The 13,958-nt window shown below is 68.8% G+C and carries 14 protein-coding genes; 12 read left to right on the plus strand and 2 right to left on the minus strand.

The annotated features are described in order from the left end of the window. Nucleotides 1-272: 272 nt before the first annotated feature. Both KRR55_RS14280 and KRR55_RS14285 read left to right on the plus strand, forming a co-directional pair. Nucleotides 273-500, plus strand: a complete 228-nt coding sequence (locus tag KRR55_RS14280; RefSeq protein ID WP_217389791.1) for an antitoxin — start codon at nt 273-275, stop codon at nt 498-500. Between the two features lie 162 nt (nt 501-662). Beyond that, nucleotides 663-1,802: a benzoate/H(+) symporter BenE family transporter gene (locus KRR55_RS14285; RefSeq protein WP_217389792.1), complete on the plus strand. Its 1,140-nt coding sequence runs from the start codon at nt 663-665 to the stop codon at nt 1,800-1,802. A 132-nt stretch (nt 1,803-1,934) separates the two neighbouring features. Here the strand turns inward: KRR55_RS14285 and zapE are convergent, their stop codons facing one another. Then, nucleotides 1,935-2,972, minus strand: a complete 1,038-nt coding sequence (gene zapE, locus KRR55_RS14290; protein WP_217389793.1) for a cell division protein ZapE — start codon at nt 2,970-2,972, stop codon at nt 1,935-1,937. Nucleotides 2,973-3,240: 268 nt separating this feature from the next. Here zapE and KRR55_RS14295 point away from each other — a divergent pair, with 268 nt between their 5' ends. The 3 genes from KRR55_RS14295 to ybaK all read left to right on the plus strand — a co-directional run bounded on the left by KRR55_RS14295 (nt 3,241) and on the right by ybaK (nt 5,186). Further along, the gene (locus KRR55_RS14295; protein WP_217389794.1) at nt 3,241-4,149 is read left to right on the plus strand and encodes a sulfurtransferase; all 909 of its coding nucleotides are present in this window, start codon (nt 3,241-3,243) and stop codon (nt 4,147-4,149) included. A 13-nt stretch (nt 4,150-4,162) separates the two neighbouring features. Further along, nucleotides 4,163-4,603 carry a SufE family protein gene (locus KRR55_RS14300; RefSeq protein WP_217389978.1) on the plus strand — a complete coding sequence of 147 codons (441 nt, stop codon included), beginning with the start codon at nt 4,163-4,165 and terminating at the stop codon, nt 4,601-4,603. 76 nt (nt 4,604-4,679) lie between these two features. Next, entirely contained in the window at nt 4,680-5,186 is a 507-nt protein-coding gene (gene ybaK / locus KRR55_RS14305; protein ID WP_217389795.1) for a Cys-tRNA(Pro) deacylase, read from the plus strand. Here the strand turns inward: ybaK and KRR55_RS14310 are convergent. Then, entirely contained in the window at nt 5,183-6,430 is a 1,248-nt protein-coding gene (locus KRR55_RS14310; RefSeq protein ID WP_217389796.1) for an alpha/beta hydrolase, read from the minus strand. The genes ybaK and KRR55_RS14310 overlap by 4 nt on opposite strands. A gap of 163 nt (nt 6,431-6,593) precedes the next feature. Here KRR55_RS14310 and msrB point away from each other — a divergent pair, with 163 nt between their 5' ends. The 7 genes from msrB (at nt 6,594) to KRR55_RS14345 (ending at nt 13,958) form a co-directional block, all read left to right on the plus strand. Continuing rightward, nucleotides 6,594-6,992 carry a peptide-methionine (R)-S-oxide reductase MsrB gene (msrB, locus tag KRR55_RS14315; RefSeq protein WP_217389979.1) on the plus strand — a complete coding sequence of 133 codons (399 nt, stop codon included), beginning with the start codon at nt 6,594-6,596 and terminating at the stop codon, nt 6,990-6,992. A gap of 228 nt (nt 6,993-7,220) precedes the next feature. Beyond that, nucleotides 7,221-8,594, plus strand: coding sequence for a DUF6421 family protein (locus KRR55_RS14320; RefSeq protein ID WP_217389797.1), 1,374 nt, complete (start codon nt 7,221-7,223; stop codon nt 8,592-8,594). A gap of 41 nt (nt 8,595-8,635) precedes the next feature. Continuing rightward, a complete protein-coding gene (locus KRR55_RS14325) occupies nt 8,636-9,364 on the plus strand; it encodes an SDR family NAD(P)-dependent oxidoreductase (protein WP_217389798.1) in 729 nt (242 codons plus the stop codon). Nucleotides 9,365-9,408: 44 nt separating this feature from the next. Beyond that, entirely contained in the window at nt 9,409-10,470 is a 1,062-nt protein-coding gene (locus KRR55_RS14330; protein ID WP_217389799.1) for a threonine aldolase family protein, read from the plus strand. 96 nt (nt 10,471-10,566) lie between these two features. Beyond that, nucleotides 10,567-11,193 (plus strand): DUF3000 domain-containing protein, encoded by a 627-nt coding sequence (locus tag KRR55_RS14335; RefSeq protein WP_336245127.1) that lies wholly within the window; start codon nt 10,567-10,569, stop codon nt 11,191-11,193. A gap of 64 nt (nt 11,194-11,257) precedes the next feature. Continuing rightward, nucleotides 11,258-12,574 (plus strand): HRDC domain-containing protein, encoded by a 1,317-nt coding sequence (locus tag KRR55_RS14340; RefSeq protein ID WP_217389800.1) that lies wholly within the window; start codon nt 11,258-11,260, stop codon nt 12,572-12,574. 145 nt (nt 12,575-12,719) lie between these two features. Then, on the plus strand, nt 12,720-13,958 hold the full coding sequence (locus KRR55_RS14345) for a thiolase family protein (protein ID WP_217389801.1): 1,239 nt from the start codon (nt 12,720-12,722) through the stop codon (nt 13,956-13,958).

The following is a 13,958-nucleotide window of genomic DNA, read 5'->3' on the forward strand; positions in this document are numbered from 1 at the left end:
CTGAAGGGACCGCCCCATGGGCCCGCACGGTGGCACGCACCCCGCCCCTGAGGCGTCCGAACATGGCCCCACACAGGGAATTTCAGGGTATCCCGCAACCCCTGCGCTTGCTGCAAGGGGCAGTCCCGGCTTTGTTTTGGTCGAATAGTTGCAAGTCAGAGCGACATCGAGGAAGAAATTCACCTAAATTCCCTTGATTCGGACGCGCCTGCGCATAGGATGAATCGTAGACGGGGGCTTTCCATGCCCCCACTATCGAGAAGAGGTGCCTTTTGTCTATTTTTGACGAGCTGAAGGGCAAGGCCGCAGAACTGAAGGACAAGGCGGCCGAGTTGATTCACGAAAACTCGGACAAGATTGGTGGCGCCATTGACAACGCCGGCGACTTCATCGACGAAAAGACCGGGGGCAAGTTCTCCGAGCACGTCGACAGGGTCCAGGATGGCGTCAAGGACCACCTCAACAAGGATCAAGGCGACGGCGGCACGCCGACCGTCTAGGTCCCTGCCTGGTTTACTAGGACTCTTGCCCTAGGCACGACAAACGGGTGCCGGTACCGCCGTGAGGCGGAACCGGCACCTGTCGTTTGCACGGAAAGAAGCGATTTGACCTCCACCGCCATACCCGGCCCTCCACGGCGATCCGCACTTGCGCAGCCGATCATGGCGGGTCTTGTCACCGCCTTGGTCGGATACACCTCGTCCTTTGCCGTGGTGCTGACCGGGCTCAAGGCCGTCGGGGCGACGGACGCCCAGGCCGCCTCGGGGCTTTTCGCCCTCACCATTGCACTGGCCATTTGTGCAGTCGGTCTGGCGTGGTTCACCAAGCGACCGATCACCACCGCTTGGTCGACCCCCGGTGCCGCGTTGCTGGCCGGGGCCGCTGCCGTGAACTTCGGTTGGAACGAGGCGGTCGGCGCCTTCATCATGACCGGCGTGCTGATTGCAGCCACCGGGGCCATCCCCTGGCTGGGCCGGCTTCTGGCCGCAATCCCCGTCCCCCTGGCCCAGGCCATGCTGGCCGGCGTGCTGCTCAAGCTCTGTCTGGCACCATTTGTGGCGCTGTCCACCATTCCGCTGCATGTCGCACCGGTCATCGTGGTGTGGCTGGTCTTCCTGCGGCTGAGTCCGCGGTGGGCGGTTCCCGCCGCGATGGCCGCGGCACTGGGCATAGCAGGCTTTTCCCTGGGGCAGGCCGGCGCAACGGGAATGATCGGTGACTTGCTGCCGGGCCTCGAGTTCACCGCCCCGGCATTCAGCCTCGAAGCATTCACCGCTATCACCCTGCCGCTTTTCGTGGTCACGATGGCGTCGCAAAACGTTCCGGGCGTGGCGGTGCTGGCAAGCTTCAATTACGAAACGCCGTGGCGCGCCTCCATGCTCGCCACCGGCATCGGCAGTTCCGCGGCGGCATTCCTTGGCGGGCATGCCATTAACCTTGCGGCGATTTCCGCCGCCCTGGCGGCCGGGGACGAGGCCGGCGAAGACCGGTCCAGGCGGTGGATCGCGGCGGTATCGTCCGGCGGCTTCTATGTGCTGCTCGGGCTGGCGTCGGCCGCGATCACGGCACTGGCGACCGCGAGCCCCGAGGGCCTGCTGGAAGCCGCAGCGGGCCTGGCCCTGCTGGGCACCCTGGGCGCTTCCGCCTCCTCCGCCCTGTCGGATCCCTCCAGCCGCATGAGTTCCCTGGTCGCATTCCTGATTGCCGGATCCGGCCTGAGCTTCGCCGGGATCGGCGGGGCATTCTGGGCGTTGGTTGCGGGCCTGGCGCTGCGTCTGCTCATCGAACGCAAGCGCCACTGACCCGGCGCAGGTTCCACCCGCGGAGTCGTTGGCCCCGGGGAATGCACGAAAAAGGCCGTGGCGCCCGCCCCGCTCCCCCTCGAAAAGACGGGGCTTGCGGATTCGGGCAGTCACGGCCTTCATGGCTGGAGTCTAGAGCGCCGGTTCCCCGGTCTGGCCTTCGCGGGCCAGTGCGGTGAGGCGCGAGACGGCCCGGAAGTACTTCTTCTGGTAGCCGCCGGCCATCATTTCCGGGGTGAACAGCTCGCTGAACGGCTTGCCCGAGGCGATGATCGGCACGTCCTTGTCGTACAGGCGGTCGGCCAGCACCACGAAGCGCAGCGCAACGGCCTGCTCGGTGATGGTTTCGACGTTGTGCAGGACCAGCACGTCGGTCTCGGCCAGCAAGGCGCGGTACCGGCTGGGGTGGACCTTGGACATGTGCCCGATGAGGTCGGAGAACTCGTCGACGGCGAAGGTCTTGTCCCCGTAGCGCTCGACGGCGAATTCCTCGATGAAGCCGTCCTCCAGGGGCACCGGCGCGTCGGGCAGTCCACGGTGGCGGAAGTCAACGCCTTCGACGCGGTGCACGTCGAACTGCTCGGAGAGCACCTTGATCTCGCGCTGGAAGTCCACCGCGGCAAAGCGCCCCTCCCCCAGTGCGCCGGGCAGGGTGTTGGAGGTCGCCGCGATCTTCACGCCGGCATCGGAGAGCTCGCGCATGAGACGGGACATCAGCACGGTGTCTCCCGGGTCGTCGAGCTCGAATTCATCGATGCAAACCAGCGAGTAGCCGCTGAGCACCTCGACGGTCTGGCGGAACGACAGGGCGCCGACGAGGTTGGTGTACTCCACGAAGGTGCCGAACGCCTTGCGGCCCGGGGCCAGGTGCCACAGCGAGGCCAGCAGGTGGGTCTTGCCGACGCCGAATCCGCCGTCGAGGTACATGCCCGACTTCTCGACCTTCTTTTTGCCAAAGAGCTTGCCCAGGAAGCCGCCCTTGGAATTGCCGATGGTCGAGGCAAAGTGCTTGAGCTTCGTGACCGCCTCGGCCTGGGTGGGCCAGGCCGGGTCCGGCCGGTAGGTGTCGAAGGACACCTCTCCGAAGCGGTAGGACGGGTGGAAGCCGGCAAGCAGGTCGTCGATGGAGACCGTGGGGGTCCGTTGGGAAAGATGCGTAATCGTGGCCATACGGCGGAACGGTCCTTAAATCTTCGGGTGGTGGTGTGCGTGCGCGGCGCAAAGACACGCCCCCGCCATTTTATGCCCACACATTCGACAACCACTAAAACGGGGGTCGCGCCCTTCAGGCGCCGGCCCGCGGCCCCCGGCGCAAAGGCCGACGCTTGGAGCGAAATATGGCGTCGAATGACAGTGGTTCGCCGCCGGCAGGGCCCCGGATCGCTAGGCTGGAAGCAACACCATTTCCCCGATTTTCTTGTTGCGAGGTCAATTCACCATGAGCCTTCCCATCGATTCCAATCCGTCATTCGCCAACTACGCCCACCCCGAACGGCTGGTCTCCACCGAATGGCTGGCGGCAAACCTGTCCACCGAGGGCCTGGTGATTGTCGAATCCAACGAGGACATCCTGCTCTACGACACCGGCCACATCCCCGGAGCGGTGAAGGTCGACTGGCACACCGAGCTCAACGACGAAGACACCCGCGACTACGTCGACGGCGAGCGCTTCGCCGCGCTGATGGCAGCCAAGGGCATCGGCCGCGACTCCACCGTGGTGATCTACGGCGACAAGTCCAACTGGTGGGCTGCCTACGCGCTGTGGGTCTTCACCCTCTTCGGCCACGCGGACGTCCGCCTGCTGGACGGCGGCCGCGACAAGTGGATCGCCGAGGGCCGGGAGACCACCCGCGAAAAGCCCGTGGCCGTGCCGGCCAGCTACCCGGTCATCGAGCGCGACGACACCGTCATCCGCGCATTCCTGCCCGAGGTGCTGGGGCACTTCGGCAAGCCCATGATCGATGTGCGCTCCACCGAGGAATACACCGGCGAGCGCACCCACATGCCCGCATACCCGGAGGAGGGCACGCTGCGCGGGGGGCACATTCCGACGGCCGCCTCCGTTCCGTGGGCCAAGGCGGCGGCCGAGGACGGCACGTTCAAGTCCCGTGCCGAGCTCGAGGAAATCTACCTGGGCGAGGCCGGGCTGGCGGCGGGCGACGACGTCATCACCTACTGCCGCATCGGCGAGCGCTCCAGCCACACCTGGTTTGCCCTGCAGTTCCTGCTCGGCTTCGAGAACGTGCGCAACTACGACGGTTCCTGGACCGAATGGGGCAATGCGGTGCGCGTTCCCATCGTCAAGGGCATCGAGCCCGGCGCCGTGCCCGCGGGATACGGAGCCTAGGACCATGAGCGAGATGCCCGCTGCCCTGGCCGAGATCGTCGAGGACTTCCAGTCGGTCACCGAGCCCGAACGCCTGGAAATGCTGCTTGACTTCTCCGAGGAGCTCCCCGAGCTCCCGGCACGCCTGGCCGAGCATCCCGACCTGTTGGAGCAGGTCGTGGAGTGCCAGACGCCGCTGTTCCTGAACATCGAGGTGGAGCCCGGGGGCGAGCACCGGGTCTCCCTGTTCTTCTCCGCTCCCCCGCAGGCGCCGACCACCCGCGGCTTCGCCTCGGTCCTGCACCAGGGACTCGACGGGCTGCCGGCCGCGGAGGTGCTTGGCGTCCCGGACGACATGCCGCAGTTGCTGGGGCTGACCCGGGCCCTGACGCCGTTGCGTTTACGGGGCATGAGTGCCATGCTTGCCCGTATCAAGCGACAGGTCAGCGAGCGGGTTGCCGCTGCCGGCTCCTAGGCCGAAACCATCGAGGAAGTTTGGGCGTCGGCACGTGCCGGCGCCCAAACACGTTTTTGGAGGATCCCGAAAGCCCATGTCCAAGAAGAAGAGCACGCATTCGACCGGCACGCCCGCGACCACGCTGCTGGACCGCGAGTCCGTCCCCTATACGGTTCACTCCTACACCCACGACCCGGCCGTGGACAACTACGGGCTGGAGGCCGCCGAGGCCATCGGCGTTCCCCCGGGCAGGGTGTTCAAGACGCTGCTGGTCTCCACCGGAGAACCCGGGCCCGCGGCCCTGGTGGTGGGCATCATTCCGGTCGACCGGACCCTGGACCTCAAGGCCATGGCCACGGCCCTGGGCCTGAAGAAGGTGGAGATGGCGGACCCGGCGGTGGCCGAGCGCCGCACCGGATACGTGGTGGGCGGCATTTCGCCGCTGGCCCAGCGCAACCGCTTGCGCACGCTGCTTGATGCCGGCGCGCTGGCCCATGAGACCGTCTACGTCTCCGGCGGGCACCGCGGGCTTGACCTCGAGCTGGCCCCGGCCGACCTGCAACGGCTAACCGAGGCAGAGGTTGCCCACATCTCCCACTAGTTCGCGGCGGCATCCCCGGGACGCGGTGCATCGAGCACGCCCGTCACGAACGCGGCGACCTCGGCCTCCCAGCGCTGCGGGTCGACGTTCCACTCGCGGGTGTGCCCGGCGCGGCTGAAGCGGCGCAGGCCCACCAATTGCGGGCTCAGCTCCGTCAGCTGTTCCGAGGGGCCGATCGGGACGAAGTCGTCGTCCTCGCTGTGCAGGATCAGGGTGGGCATGCGCAACTGGTCGTGCCGCTCGACCCAGTTCAGGATCTTCAAGTCCAGGGGGGCCGCGAGCCCGGTCATCCAGCGTCCCGCCTTGTTGCCCAGCAGCCATTGGCCGAACCTGCCCACGGCCTCGGGGATGCGGTTGCGCTTGGCCTGGTGCGAGAGCACGTCGATCCAGTTGATCACCGGCCCGTCCAGCACCAGGGCGCCGATCCTGCGTGCGTGCCGCGACCTGTCCGCCACCTGCAGGGCGATGGCCCCGCCCATGGACCAGCCGAAGAGCAGGATTTCCTTCGCGCCGTGGTCAAGGGCGTAGTCGATGGCGGCCTCGATGTCCGGCCATTCCGTGGCGCCCAGCCCGTAGCGCCCGTCCACCGCCGCCGGGGCCACCCCGTCGTTGCGGTAGGAGACCAGCAGTGCGCTGAGCCCCAGGCGCTGCAGCGTCGGGACGGCACGCAGTCCCTCCTTGCGGTTGGCGCCGCGGCCGTGGACGCAGATGGCCCAGGTGTCGGCCTCCGCGTCCCCCTTGATGAACCAGGCCGGGGCCATGCCGCCCATGATGGGGATCTCGACGTCGCTGTACGCGACGTCGACGTCCTCCGGCGAGTCATAGACGATCCCGGAAAACCGACCGCGGGCGGCGGCGGCAAGGTCGCCGAAGTAGACCTGCTCCACCTCCCGGGTCACGGTGCCGTCGCCCGGTCGGTAGCCCTTGGGCTCGCCCAGGCGCGCGTGCCCGGTGTCGGCCGAGAAGAACAGCGAGTAGCGTCCCGGGGCGGTGGAATCCTTGTTCGCCGACAGGATCACGTCCCTGCCCTTCTCGGTGGGCACCAGGGCCAGGATCTCCAGGCTCTGGTCCGGCTCCGCGTCGGGGGTCACCACGCGGCGCGCGAAGTAGGCCGCCAGCGCCGAAACACTGCCGGCAAACACCGAGCCGGCCGCCGCTCCGATGCCCACGCCCAGCAATGCCCAGCTCAGTCCCTTGCCAGCGGATCGCGCGCGCGGGGGCTTCGGGGAAAGTTGTTCCTTCATGCCTACCATCATTGCAAACAATGGCCACCGTCTTGTGGTTTTGGCGGGCACCGGATTCCGCGCCCGTGTTGCGCCGGGGGCACGCGGGAATGGGCGCGGCCACATAGGTGTTGTGCGTTGTGTGAGTGATATCCAGCCCCCAGAAGAATCCAGCACCCCCGACATGCCAAGCGTCACCAAGACCGACGAACAGTGGCGCACCGAATTGACCCCCGAGGAGTACCAGGTCCTGCGCAAGGCGGGAACCGAGCGCCCCTTCACCGGCGAGTATTGGGACACCACCACCGAAGGCGTCTATGAATGCCGCGCCTGCGGCCAGGAACTCTTCACCTCCAACGCCAAGTTCGATGCCAACTGCGGGTGGCCCTCCTTCTTCGCCCCGTTGGCGGAGGACCGGGTCCGCTACATCCGCGACTCCACGCTCGGCATGGTCAGGGTCGAGGTGCGCTGCTCCGCCTGCGATTCGCACCTGGGCCACGTCTTCGAGGGCGAGGGCTTCAATACCCCCACCGACCAGCGCTATTGCATGAATTCGGTCTCGCTGCGGCTGAAGTCGAGCTAGCCGGCACCCCGCGGTTTGGGCCCGGGCCCGGGGGCATCGCGATGACCCGGGGCCCGAGCATTCCCCGTGCGCATGCCTTGGTGCCCGCCCCACGGCACTTGCAACAGTATTGCTGATGCTAGAGCCGTATTTCAATCAGCAACCATGACCCCTCAGTACGCTGGAGCCAAGCCAAGTTCCGCAGCATCCGCGCGGCGTGTCCGGCCGTACCGAAAGGGGTCCCCCACCATGTCCCAGGCAACTCTTCCCAAGCCGCTGTCCAACGCGGAACTCGTCACCTCCGGGCCCTGGCTGGCACTGAAGAACGCCGCCACCGAGTTCCAGGGCCTGCAGGGACAGGACGGCTCGGTGCCGGTGGATGCCGACAAGCCGCGCGCCGCGGCCCTGGCGGGAACAATCGCCGAGTCGCTGGAGGCACTGGCCCCGCACTTCCCGCACGATGCCGCCTACTTTCGGGGGCTCGCCGCCGACCTGGACAACTGGTCCCGGGCGGGCTTCGGGGTCCCCGACTTCCTCGACTCCCTGCAGGCGTTCGCACCGCAGCTGGCGCGCGAGGACGGATTGCGCCACCTGGTGCTCTTCCCGATGTACACGCAGAACGGGTCCACCGACAGGTTGCTTGAAGCTGTGCTCGTCGAGGTCATCTGGCCCGAGTTCATCTCCGGCCTGGAGTCCGGGGACTACTCCAACAAGCTCTTCGTCCCGCTGCGCTTCCTGGACTTCACCCCCGGCTATGACACCAACTCGGCGGTGCTCTTCCCCGAATCGGTCGCCATCCGCGAAACGCCCGCCTTCACCTGGGGGGCCATCTTCCAGGACCGCGAGGCGGCACGCTTCCGCCGCGTGCTGAAGTCCGCCGCGGAGATCACCAACCTGGAACTGCCCGCGGATGCCGCTGAAATGCTCGGGGACCAAAGCCTCACCGAGGAGACCTTCGTGATGTGGGACCTGATCCACGACCGCACCCACATGCGCGGGGACCTGCCCTTCGACCCGTTCATGATCAAGCAGCGCATGCCCTACTTCCTGTACTCGCTCGAGGAGCTGCGCTGCGACCTGACCGCCTTCCGCGAATGCGTCAAGATCGCCAACGCGGCCTCCGCCGACGAAACCACCCGCCACCGCGCCAAGCTGGTCCAGTATGCGGTGATCTTCGACCGGATCTTCCGCTTCGCCATCACCGGCACGCGCACCCGCAACTACGACGCCGTGGGCGGCCAGCTGCTCTTCGCCTGGATGCACCAGCACCATGTGCTGCACTGGACCGACACCAAGCTGTCCATCGACTGGGACCAGGTCCCCGCGGTGGTTTCGGCCCTGGGCGACGCCATCGACGAACTGTACTGGCGCTCGATCGACCGCCCGAAGATCGCCCACTGGCTGGCGGCCTACGAGCTGGTCTCCGCAACGCTGACCCCGCACCCGGCCTCCGTCTGGGCCAAGGGGCCCGACGCGCTGCCGCTTGCCGGCCCGCTGCGCGAGACGACCAACCAGGTCCTCGACGACGAGTTCCCGCACTCGATGTTCTACGAGGCACTGGCCAAGAAATTGCGTCCCGTCATCGACTCCACCGTCGGCATCACCGGCACCTCGTCCATCTAGCACACCCGCCGACCCCGGAATCGAAGGCTAGAATCTGTTTCATGGCTGACCTCACTGACTTGAGAGTACTCATTGCCGGGGCGACCAGCGCCTCGGGCGTCGCGGCGGCGCACGCGCTGTGCGCGGCCGGCGCCACGGTGCTGGCCGCCGGCTCCAACGCCGGGCGGCTGGCCGAGCGGCTGCCCTTCGTGCACGGGCGCTACGAGGTCGACCTGGCCAACCACGCGGCGGTGACCGAGCTGCGCCAGCTGATCGATGTCGAGCGAGGCCCCATCGACGGGCTGCTGCACCTGGTCGGCGGCTGGCGCGGCGGCAAGGGCCTGGCCGGGCAGGGCGACGACGACTACGAATTCCTGCACACCCAGGTCGTCACCACGCTGCGCAACACCACCCGGGTCTTCCGCGACGACCTGGTGGCCTCGCGGTGCGGCCGGGCCGCCATCGTCTCGGCCACCGCGGTGGACGCCCCGTCGGGTTCCAACGCCAACTACACCACGGCCAAGGCCGGAGCCGAGGCCTGGATGCGCTCGGTGGCCGCGGAACTGCGCACCGCCCAGTCGGGGAACAAGGAGCACCCGGTTCCCCAGCGCGCCGCCGCCGCCGTCTGGGTCGTCAAGGCGTTCACCGACGCCGCAACCCGCGCGGCGCACCCGGAGCGCGGCACCGCCGGCTTCACCGACGTCGCCACACTCGGCGCGGCGGCCATCGAGCTTTTCTCCGGCGATGCCGACGCACTCAACGGCGCGCGGATCCACCTGCCCACCCGCTAGCACCCCTCTCCCCCATCCCCCCTGCAATCCCCCGTAAGGACCCCATGCCAGTGACTTCCATGATCCACGACCCCTCGGTGCGCGGCTTCGCCTCGGACAACTACTCCGGGATCCACCCCGAGGTCCTTTCCGCCCTGGCCGAGGCCAACGGCGGGCACCAGGTCTCCTACGGAGAGGACCAGTACACCGCGGAGCTCGGACGCGTCATCGCCTCGCACTTCGGCGAGACGGCCACGATCTTCCCGGTGTTCAACGGCACCGGCGCCAACGTCACGGCCCTGCAGTCGCTGCTGCCGCGCTGGGGCGCGGTCATCTGCGCCGACAGCGCCCACATCAACGTCGACGAGAACGGCGCACCCGAACGCATCGGCGGCATGAAGCTGCTCTCCGTGCCCACACCCGACGGCAAGCTCACCCCGGAGCTCATCGACCTCGAGGCCTGGGGCTGGGGGGACGAGCACCGCGCCCAGCCGCTTGCCGTCTCGCTGACCCAGTCCACCGAGCTGGGCACCCTCTACACCCTCGGGGAACTGCGGGCCATCACCGAGCACGCCCACTCCCTGGGCATGCGCGTGCACATGGACGGCGCCCGGCTCTCCAACGCCGCCGCCGCCCTGGGCACGGGCCTGGGCGAGATGACCACCGGCACCGGGATCGACATCCTGTCCCTGGGCGGCACCAAGAACGGCATCATGTTCGGCGAGGGCATCGTGACCCTCACCGAGGGCCCGGCCGAGTCGATGAAGTACCTGCGCAAGATGAACATGCAGCTGGCCTCCAAGATGCGCTTCATCTCCGCCCAGCTGCTGGCCCTCTACGGCACCGACCTGTGGCTGCGCTCCGCCGCCCACGCCAACGCCATGGCCGCCAGGCTCTCGGCCGCGGTCGCGGCAACCGACGGGGTGGAGCTGGTGTACCCGACCGAATCCAACGGCGTGTTCGCCGCGCTGCCCAACGCGGTGGCGGACCGCCTGCGCGAGCGCTTCCGCTTCTATGACTGGGACCGCTCCGCCGGCCAGGTGCGCTGGATGTGCTCCTTCGACACCACCGAGGCGGACGTCGATTCCTTCGTCGCCGCACTCACCGAGGAACTTGCCAAGCAGTAGGTTGCCACCGGTCGCCGGTGAGCGGGGGCACAACGCCCTTCCGCTCCCCGGCGTGCCGCAGGCGGCCAAGCCATGGCCGCACTTTAGACTCGCCATGTGACATCAAACGGACCAGTCCAAGCAGTGCCGCCAGCCTTCCTCGAGGCCCTGGCCGCGGTTCGCCGCGCCAGCTGCCGGCGGGAGATCCACCTCCAGGAGATCCCGGCCCCGGCCCGGCTGGCACCCTACGCCCTGGCCCTCTCCGCCGATGTCTATGAACGCGTCGCGCGCAGGACCGCGTCCCCCGCGGAGTCCGCCCCGCCGGCGCACGCCGAGGAACTGGCCACCGGCCGCTTCGTGCTGCTGCACGATCCCGCGGGCTCCGCGCTCTGGGACGGCACCTTCCGCATCGTGACCTACATCCGCGCCCGCATGGAATCGGAGATGGGAAACGACACGATGCTCGGCTCGGTCGCCTGGACCTGGCTGCTGGACGCGCTGAACGAATCCGGCGCCGACTACCGGCAGGCCGGCGGCACCGCCACCCGCGTGCTCTCCGAAAGCTACGGCACCCTGGAGCACCGCAACGAGACCATCGACATCGAGCTGCGGGCCTCCTGGACCCCGGGCGACCACGACATCTCCACCCATCTCGAGGCCTGGGCCGACATGGTCTGCACCTTCGCCGGCCTGCCCCCGCTGCCCAGCGGCGTCACCGCGCTGCCGCACCGCCGGCTCTCCTAGAACCCGCGGCCCCGCGGCCCGGCACATCGGGCCCCGGCGCAATCGGTACTAGAATCGTTAGACCATGACCCGTACCCACCACGCCACGAGCCCCAGCCACAGCGCCGTGACGGACGAATCGTCCGCACCGGCGCAAGCCCCGGATCCCGCCGACCCCGTGCAGGAGGCTCCCCCGGAGCCCGTCCTGCTGGACATGCCGCGCGACGGGGTGCCCGAGGTCATCACCACCGAGCCCGGCCTGCGCCGCGCCGCGCGTGCCATCGCCGCCGGCACCGGCCCGGTCTCCGTCGACGCGGAGCGGGCCTCCGGCTTCCGCTACGGCCAGCGCGCCTTCCTGGTCCAATTGCGCCGCGAGGGATCGGGCAGCTGGCTGATCGACCCGGTGCCCTTCGAGAACCTGGATCCGATCCAGGAGGCCATCGGGGACGAAACCTGGATCCTGCACGCCGCCTCCCAGGACCTGCCCTGCCTGCGCGAGCTGGGCATGGACCCGGCACGGCTCTTTGACACCGAACTTGCCGCCCGCATTGCCGGGCTGCCGCGCGTGGGCCTGGGCCCGGCCGTGGAGTCCCTGCTGGGGCTGCGCCTGGCCAAGGAGCACTCGGCCGCCGACTGGTCAACCCGCCCGCTGCCCGAGCCGTGGCTGCGCTATGCGGCGCTGGACGTCGAGGTCCTGGACCGGCTGCGCGAGGAACTGATCAAGATCCTGTCAGCCGACGGCAAGCTCGGCTTCGCCGAGGAGGAATTCGAGGCGGTGCGCACCGCTCCCCCTGCCCCTCCCCGCGTGGACCCGTGGCGCCGCACCTCGGGCCTGCACCAGATCCGCGACCGCCGGACGCTGGCCGCGGTGCGCGCCCTCTGGGAGACCCGCGAGTCGCTGGCCCAGACCCGGGACACCGCGCCGGGCCGGCTGATCCCGGACTCGGCGCTGGTCGCCGCGGCCAGGGCCATGCCCAAGAGCGTTCCGGCGCTGCTGAAGACCCCCGGCTTCCACGGCCGCTCCGCGGCCAAGGACGCCCCGAAGTGGCTGCGCGCCCTGCAGGACGCCGCGACCACCTCCGACCTGCCGCCGAACCAGGTGCCCTCCAACTCCCCGCCCCCGCCCAAGGTCTGGGCGGACAAGGACCCGGTGGCCGCGGCGCGGCTGCAGACCGCGCGGGCCCGGGTGGCCCGCACCGCGGAGTCCCTGAACATCCCCACCGAGAACCTGCTCACCCCCGACACGCTGCGCCGGCTGTGCTGGAGCCCGCCGGCGGAGATTGACCCGGACACCGTCGCGGCCGCCCTGCGGGCGCTCGGCGCCCGTGAATGGCAGATCGAGCTGGTGGGCCCGGTGCTCACCGTGGCGCTGCTGGACCCCGACGAGTTGGCCAGGCGCTGATGAACGGCCGGGCAGGCACCTTCCGCAACCGGGAGGAACCTGCCCGGCTTTTTTCTTGCCCGGGCAGGCGCGGCTTGCACTCTAAGTTACTCACCAGTAGCGTATGGGGTGGATCACATCCCCATCCCGATCACAAGGAGTACCGGTGAGCCCCCAGCCAGTGAACACTTCCAACGCGCGGCAGGTCCGCGACGTCGTCTTCGTCGACGGCGTCCGCACCCCCTTCGGCAAGGCCGGAGAGAAGGGCATCTACCACGGCACCCGCGCCGACGACCTCGTGGTCAAGTGCATCCGCGACCTGATGCGCCGCAACCCCTCGCTGCCCGCGTCACGCATCGACGAGGTCGCGATCGCCGCCACCACGCAGACCGGGGACCAGGGCCTGACCATCGGGCGAACCGCCGCGCTGCTGGCCGGACTGCCCCGGTCGGTCCCGGGATTCGCCATCGACCGGATGTGCGCCGGGGCCATGACCGCGGTGACCACCACTGCCGGCTCCATCGCCTTCGGCGCCTACGACGTGGTCATCGCCGGCGGCGTCGAGCACATGGGCAACCACCCCATGGGCGCCGGGGCCGACCCGAACCCGAGGTTCCTCTCCGAACGCATCGTGGACCCGGCGGCCCTGAACATGGGAAACACCGCGGAGAACCTGCACGACAGGTTCCCCGACATCACCAAGGAACGCGCCGACGCCTACGCGGTGGCCTCCCAGGAAAAGCTCGCCGCCGCCTACCAGGCCGGGAACATCCAGCCGGACCTGGTCCCGGTCGCGGCCCGCCGCCCCGGGGAGGGCTTTAAGCTGCACACCGCCGACGAGCCGCCCCGCCCGGGCACCACCCTGGAGTCGCTTGCCGAACTGCGCACCCCCTTCCGCGCCCACGGCCGGGTCACCCCCGGCAACGCCGCGGGCCTGAACGACGGGGCCACCGCCGCGGTGCTCGCCAGCGCGCAGGCCGCCGAAGAGCTGGGCCTGGGCGTGAAGATGCGCCTGGTCTCCTACGCCTTCGCCGGGGTCGAGCCCTCGGTCATGGGCATCGGGCCGGTGCCCGCCACCGAGAAGGCGCTGGCCCAGGCCGGCCTGGGCATCGAGGACATCGGGCTGTTCGAGATCAACGAGGCCTTCGCCGTCCAGGTGCTCTCCTTCCTTGACCACTACGGGATCGAGGACACCGACCCGCGGGTGAACCGCTACGGCGGCGCCATCGCCGTGGGACACCCGCTGGCCTCCTCGGGCGTGCGCCTGATGAACCAGCTGGCCCGGCAATTCGAGCAGGACCCCTCGGTCCGCTACGGCCTGACCACCATGTGCATCGGGTTGGGCATGGGCGGGACCGTCATCTGGGAAAACCCCCACCACGCCGACTACGGAAAGGATGCCTAA

The sequence above is a fragment of the Paeniglutamicibacter quisquiliarum genome (genome assembly GCF_019084045.1).
Taxonomy (GTDB): domain Bacteria; phylum Actinomycetota; class Actinomycetes; order Actinomycetales; family Micrococcaceae; genus Paeniglutamicibacter; species Paeniglutamicibacter quisquiliarum.

Bases quoted from the DNA above. Each gene is read 5' to 3' on its own strand.
- KRR55_RS14285 (WP_217389792.1), top strand. From the start codon at position 663: ATGGCGGGTCTTGTCACCGCCTTGGTCGGATACACCTCGTCCTTTGCC.
- zapE (WP_217389793.1), bottom strand. From the start codon at position 2,972: ATGGCCACGATTACGCATCTTTCCCAACGGACCCCCACGGTCTCCATC.
- KRR55_RS14295 (WP_217389794.1), top strand. From the start codon at position 3,241: ATGAGCCTTCCCATCGATTCCAATCCGTCATTCGCCAACTACGCCCAC.
- KRR55_RS14300 (WP_217389978.1), top strand. From the start codon at position 4,163: ATGCCCGCTGCCCTGGCCGAGATCGTCGAGGACTTCCAGTCGGTCACC.
- ybaK (WP_217389795.1), top strand. From the start codon at position 4,680: ATGTCCAAGAAGAAGAGCACGCATTCGACCGGCACGCCCGCGACCACG.
- KRR55_RS14310 (WP_217389796.1), bottom strand. From the start codon at position 6,430: ATGAAGGAACAACTTTCCCCGAAGCCCCCGCGCGCGCGATCCGCTGGC.
- msrB (WP_217389979.1), top strand. From the start codon at position 6,594: ATGCCAAGCGTCACCAAGACCGACGAACAGTGGCGCACCGAATTGACC.
- KRR55_RS14320 (WP_217389797.1), top strand. From the start codon at position 7,221: ATGTCCCAGGCAACTCTTCCCAAGCCGCTGTCCAACGCGGAACTCGTC.
- KRR55_RS14325 (WP_217389798.1), top strand. From the start codon at position 8,636: ATGGCTGACCTCACTGACTTGAGAGTACTCATTGCCGGGGCGACCAGC.
- KRR55_RS14330 (WP_217389799.1), top strand. From the start codon at position 9,409: ATGCCAGTGACTTCCATGATCCACGACCCCTCGGTGCGCGGCTTCGCC.
- KRR55_RS14340 (WP_217389800.1), top strand. From the start codon at position 11,258: ATGACCCGTACCCACCACGCCACGAGCCCCAGCCACAGCGCCGTGACG.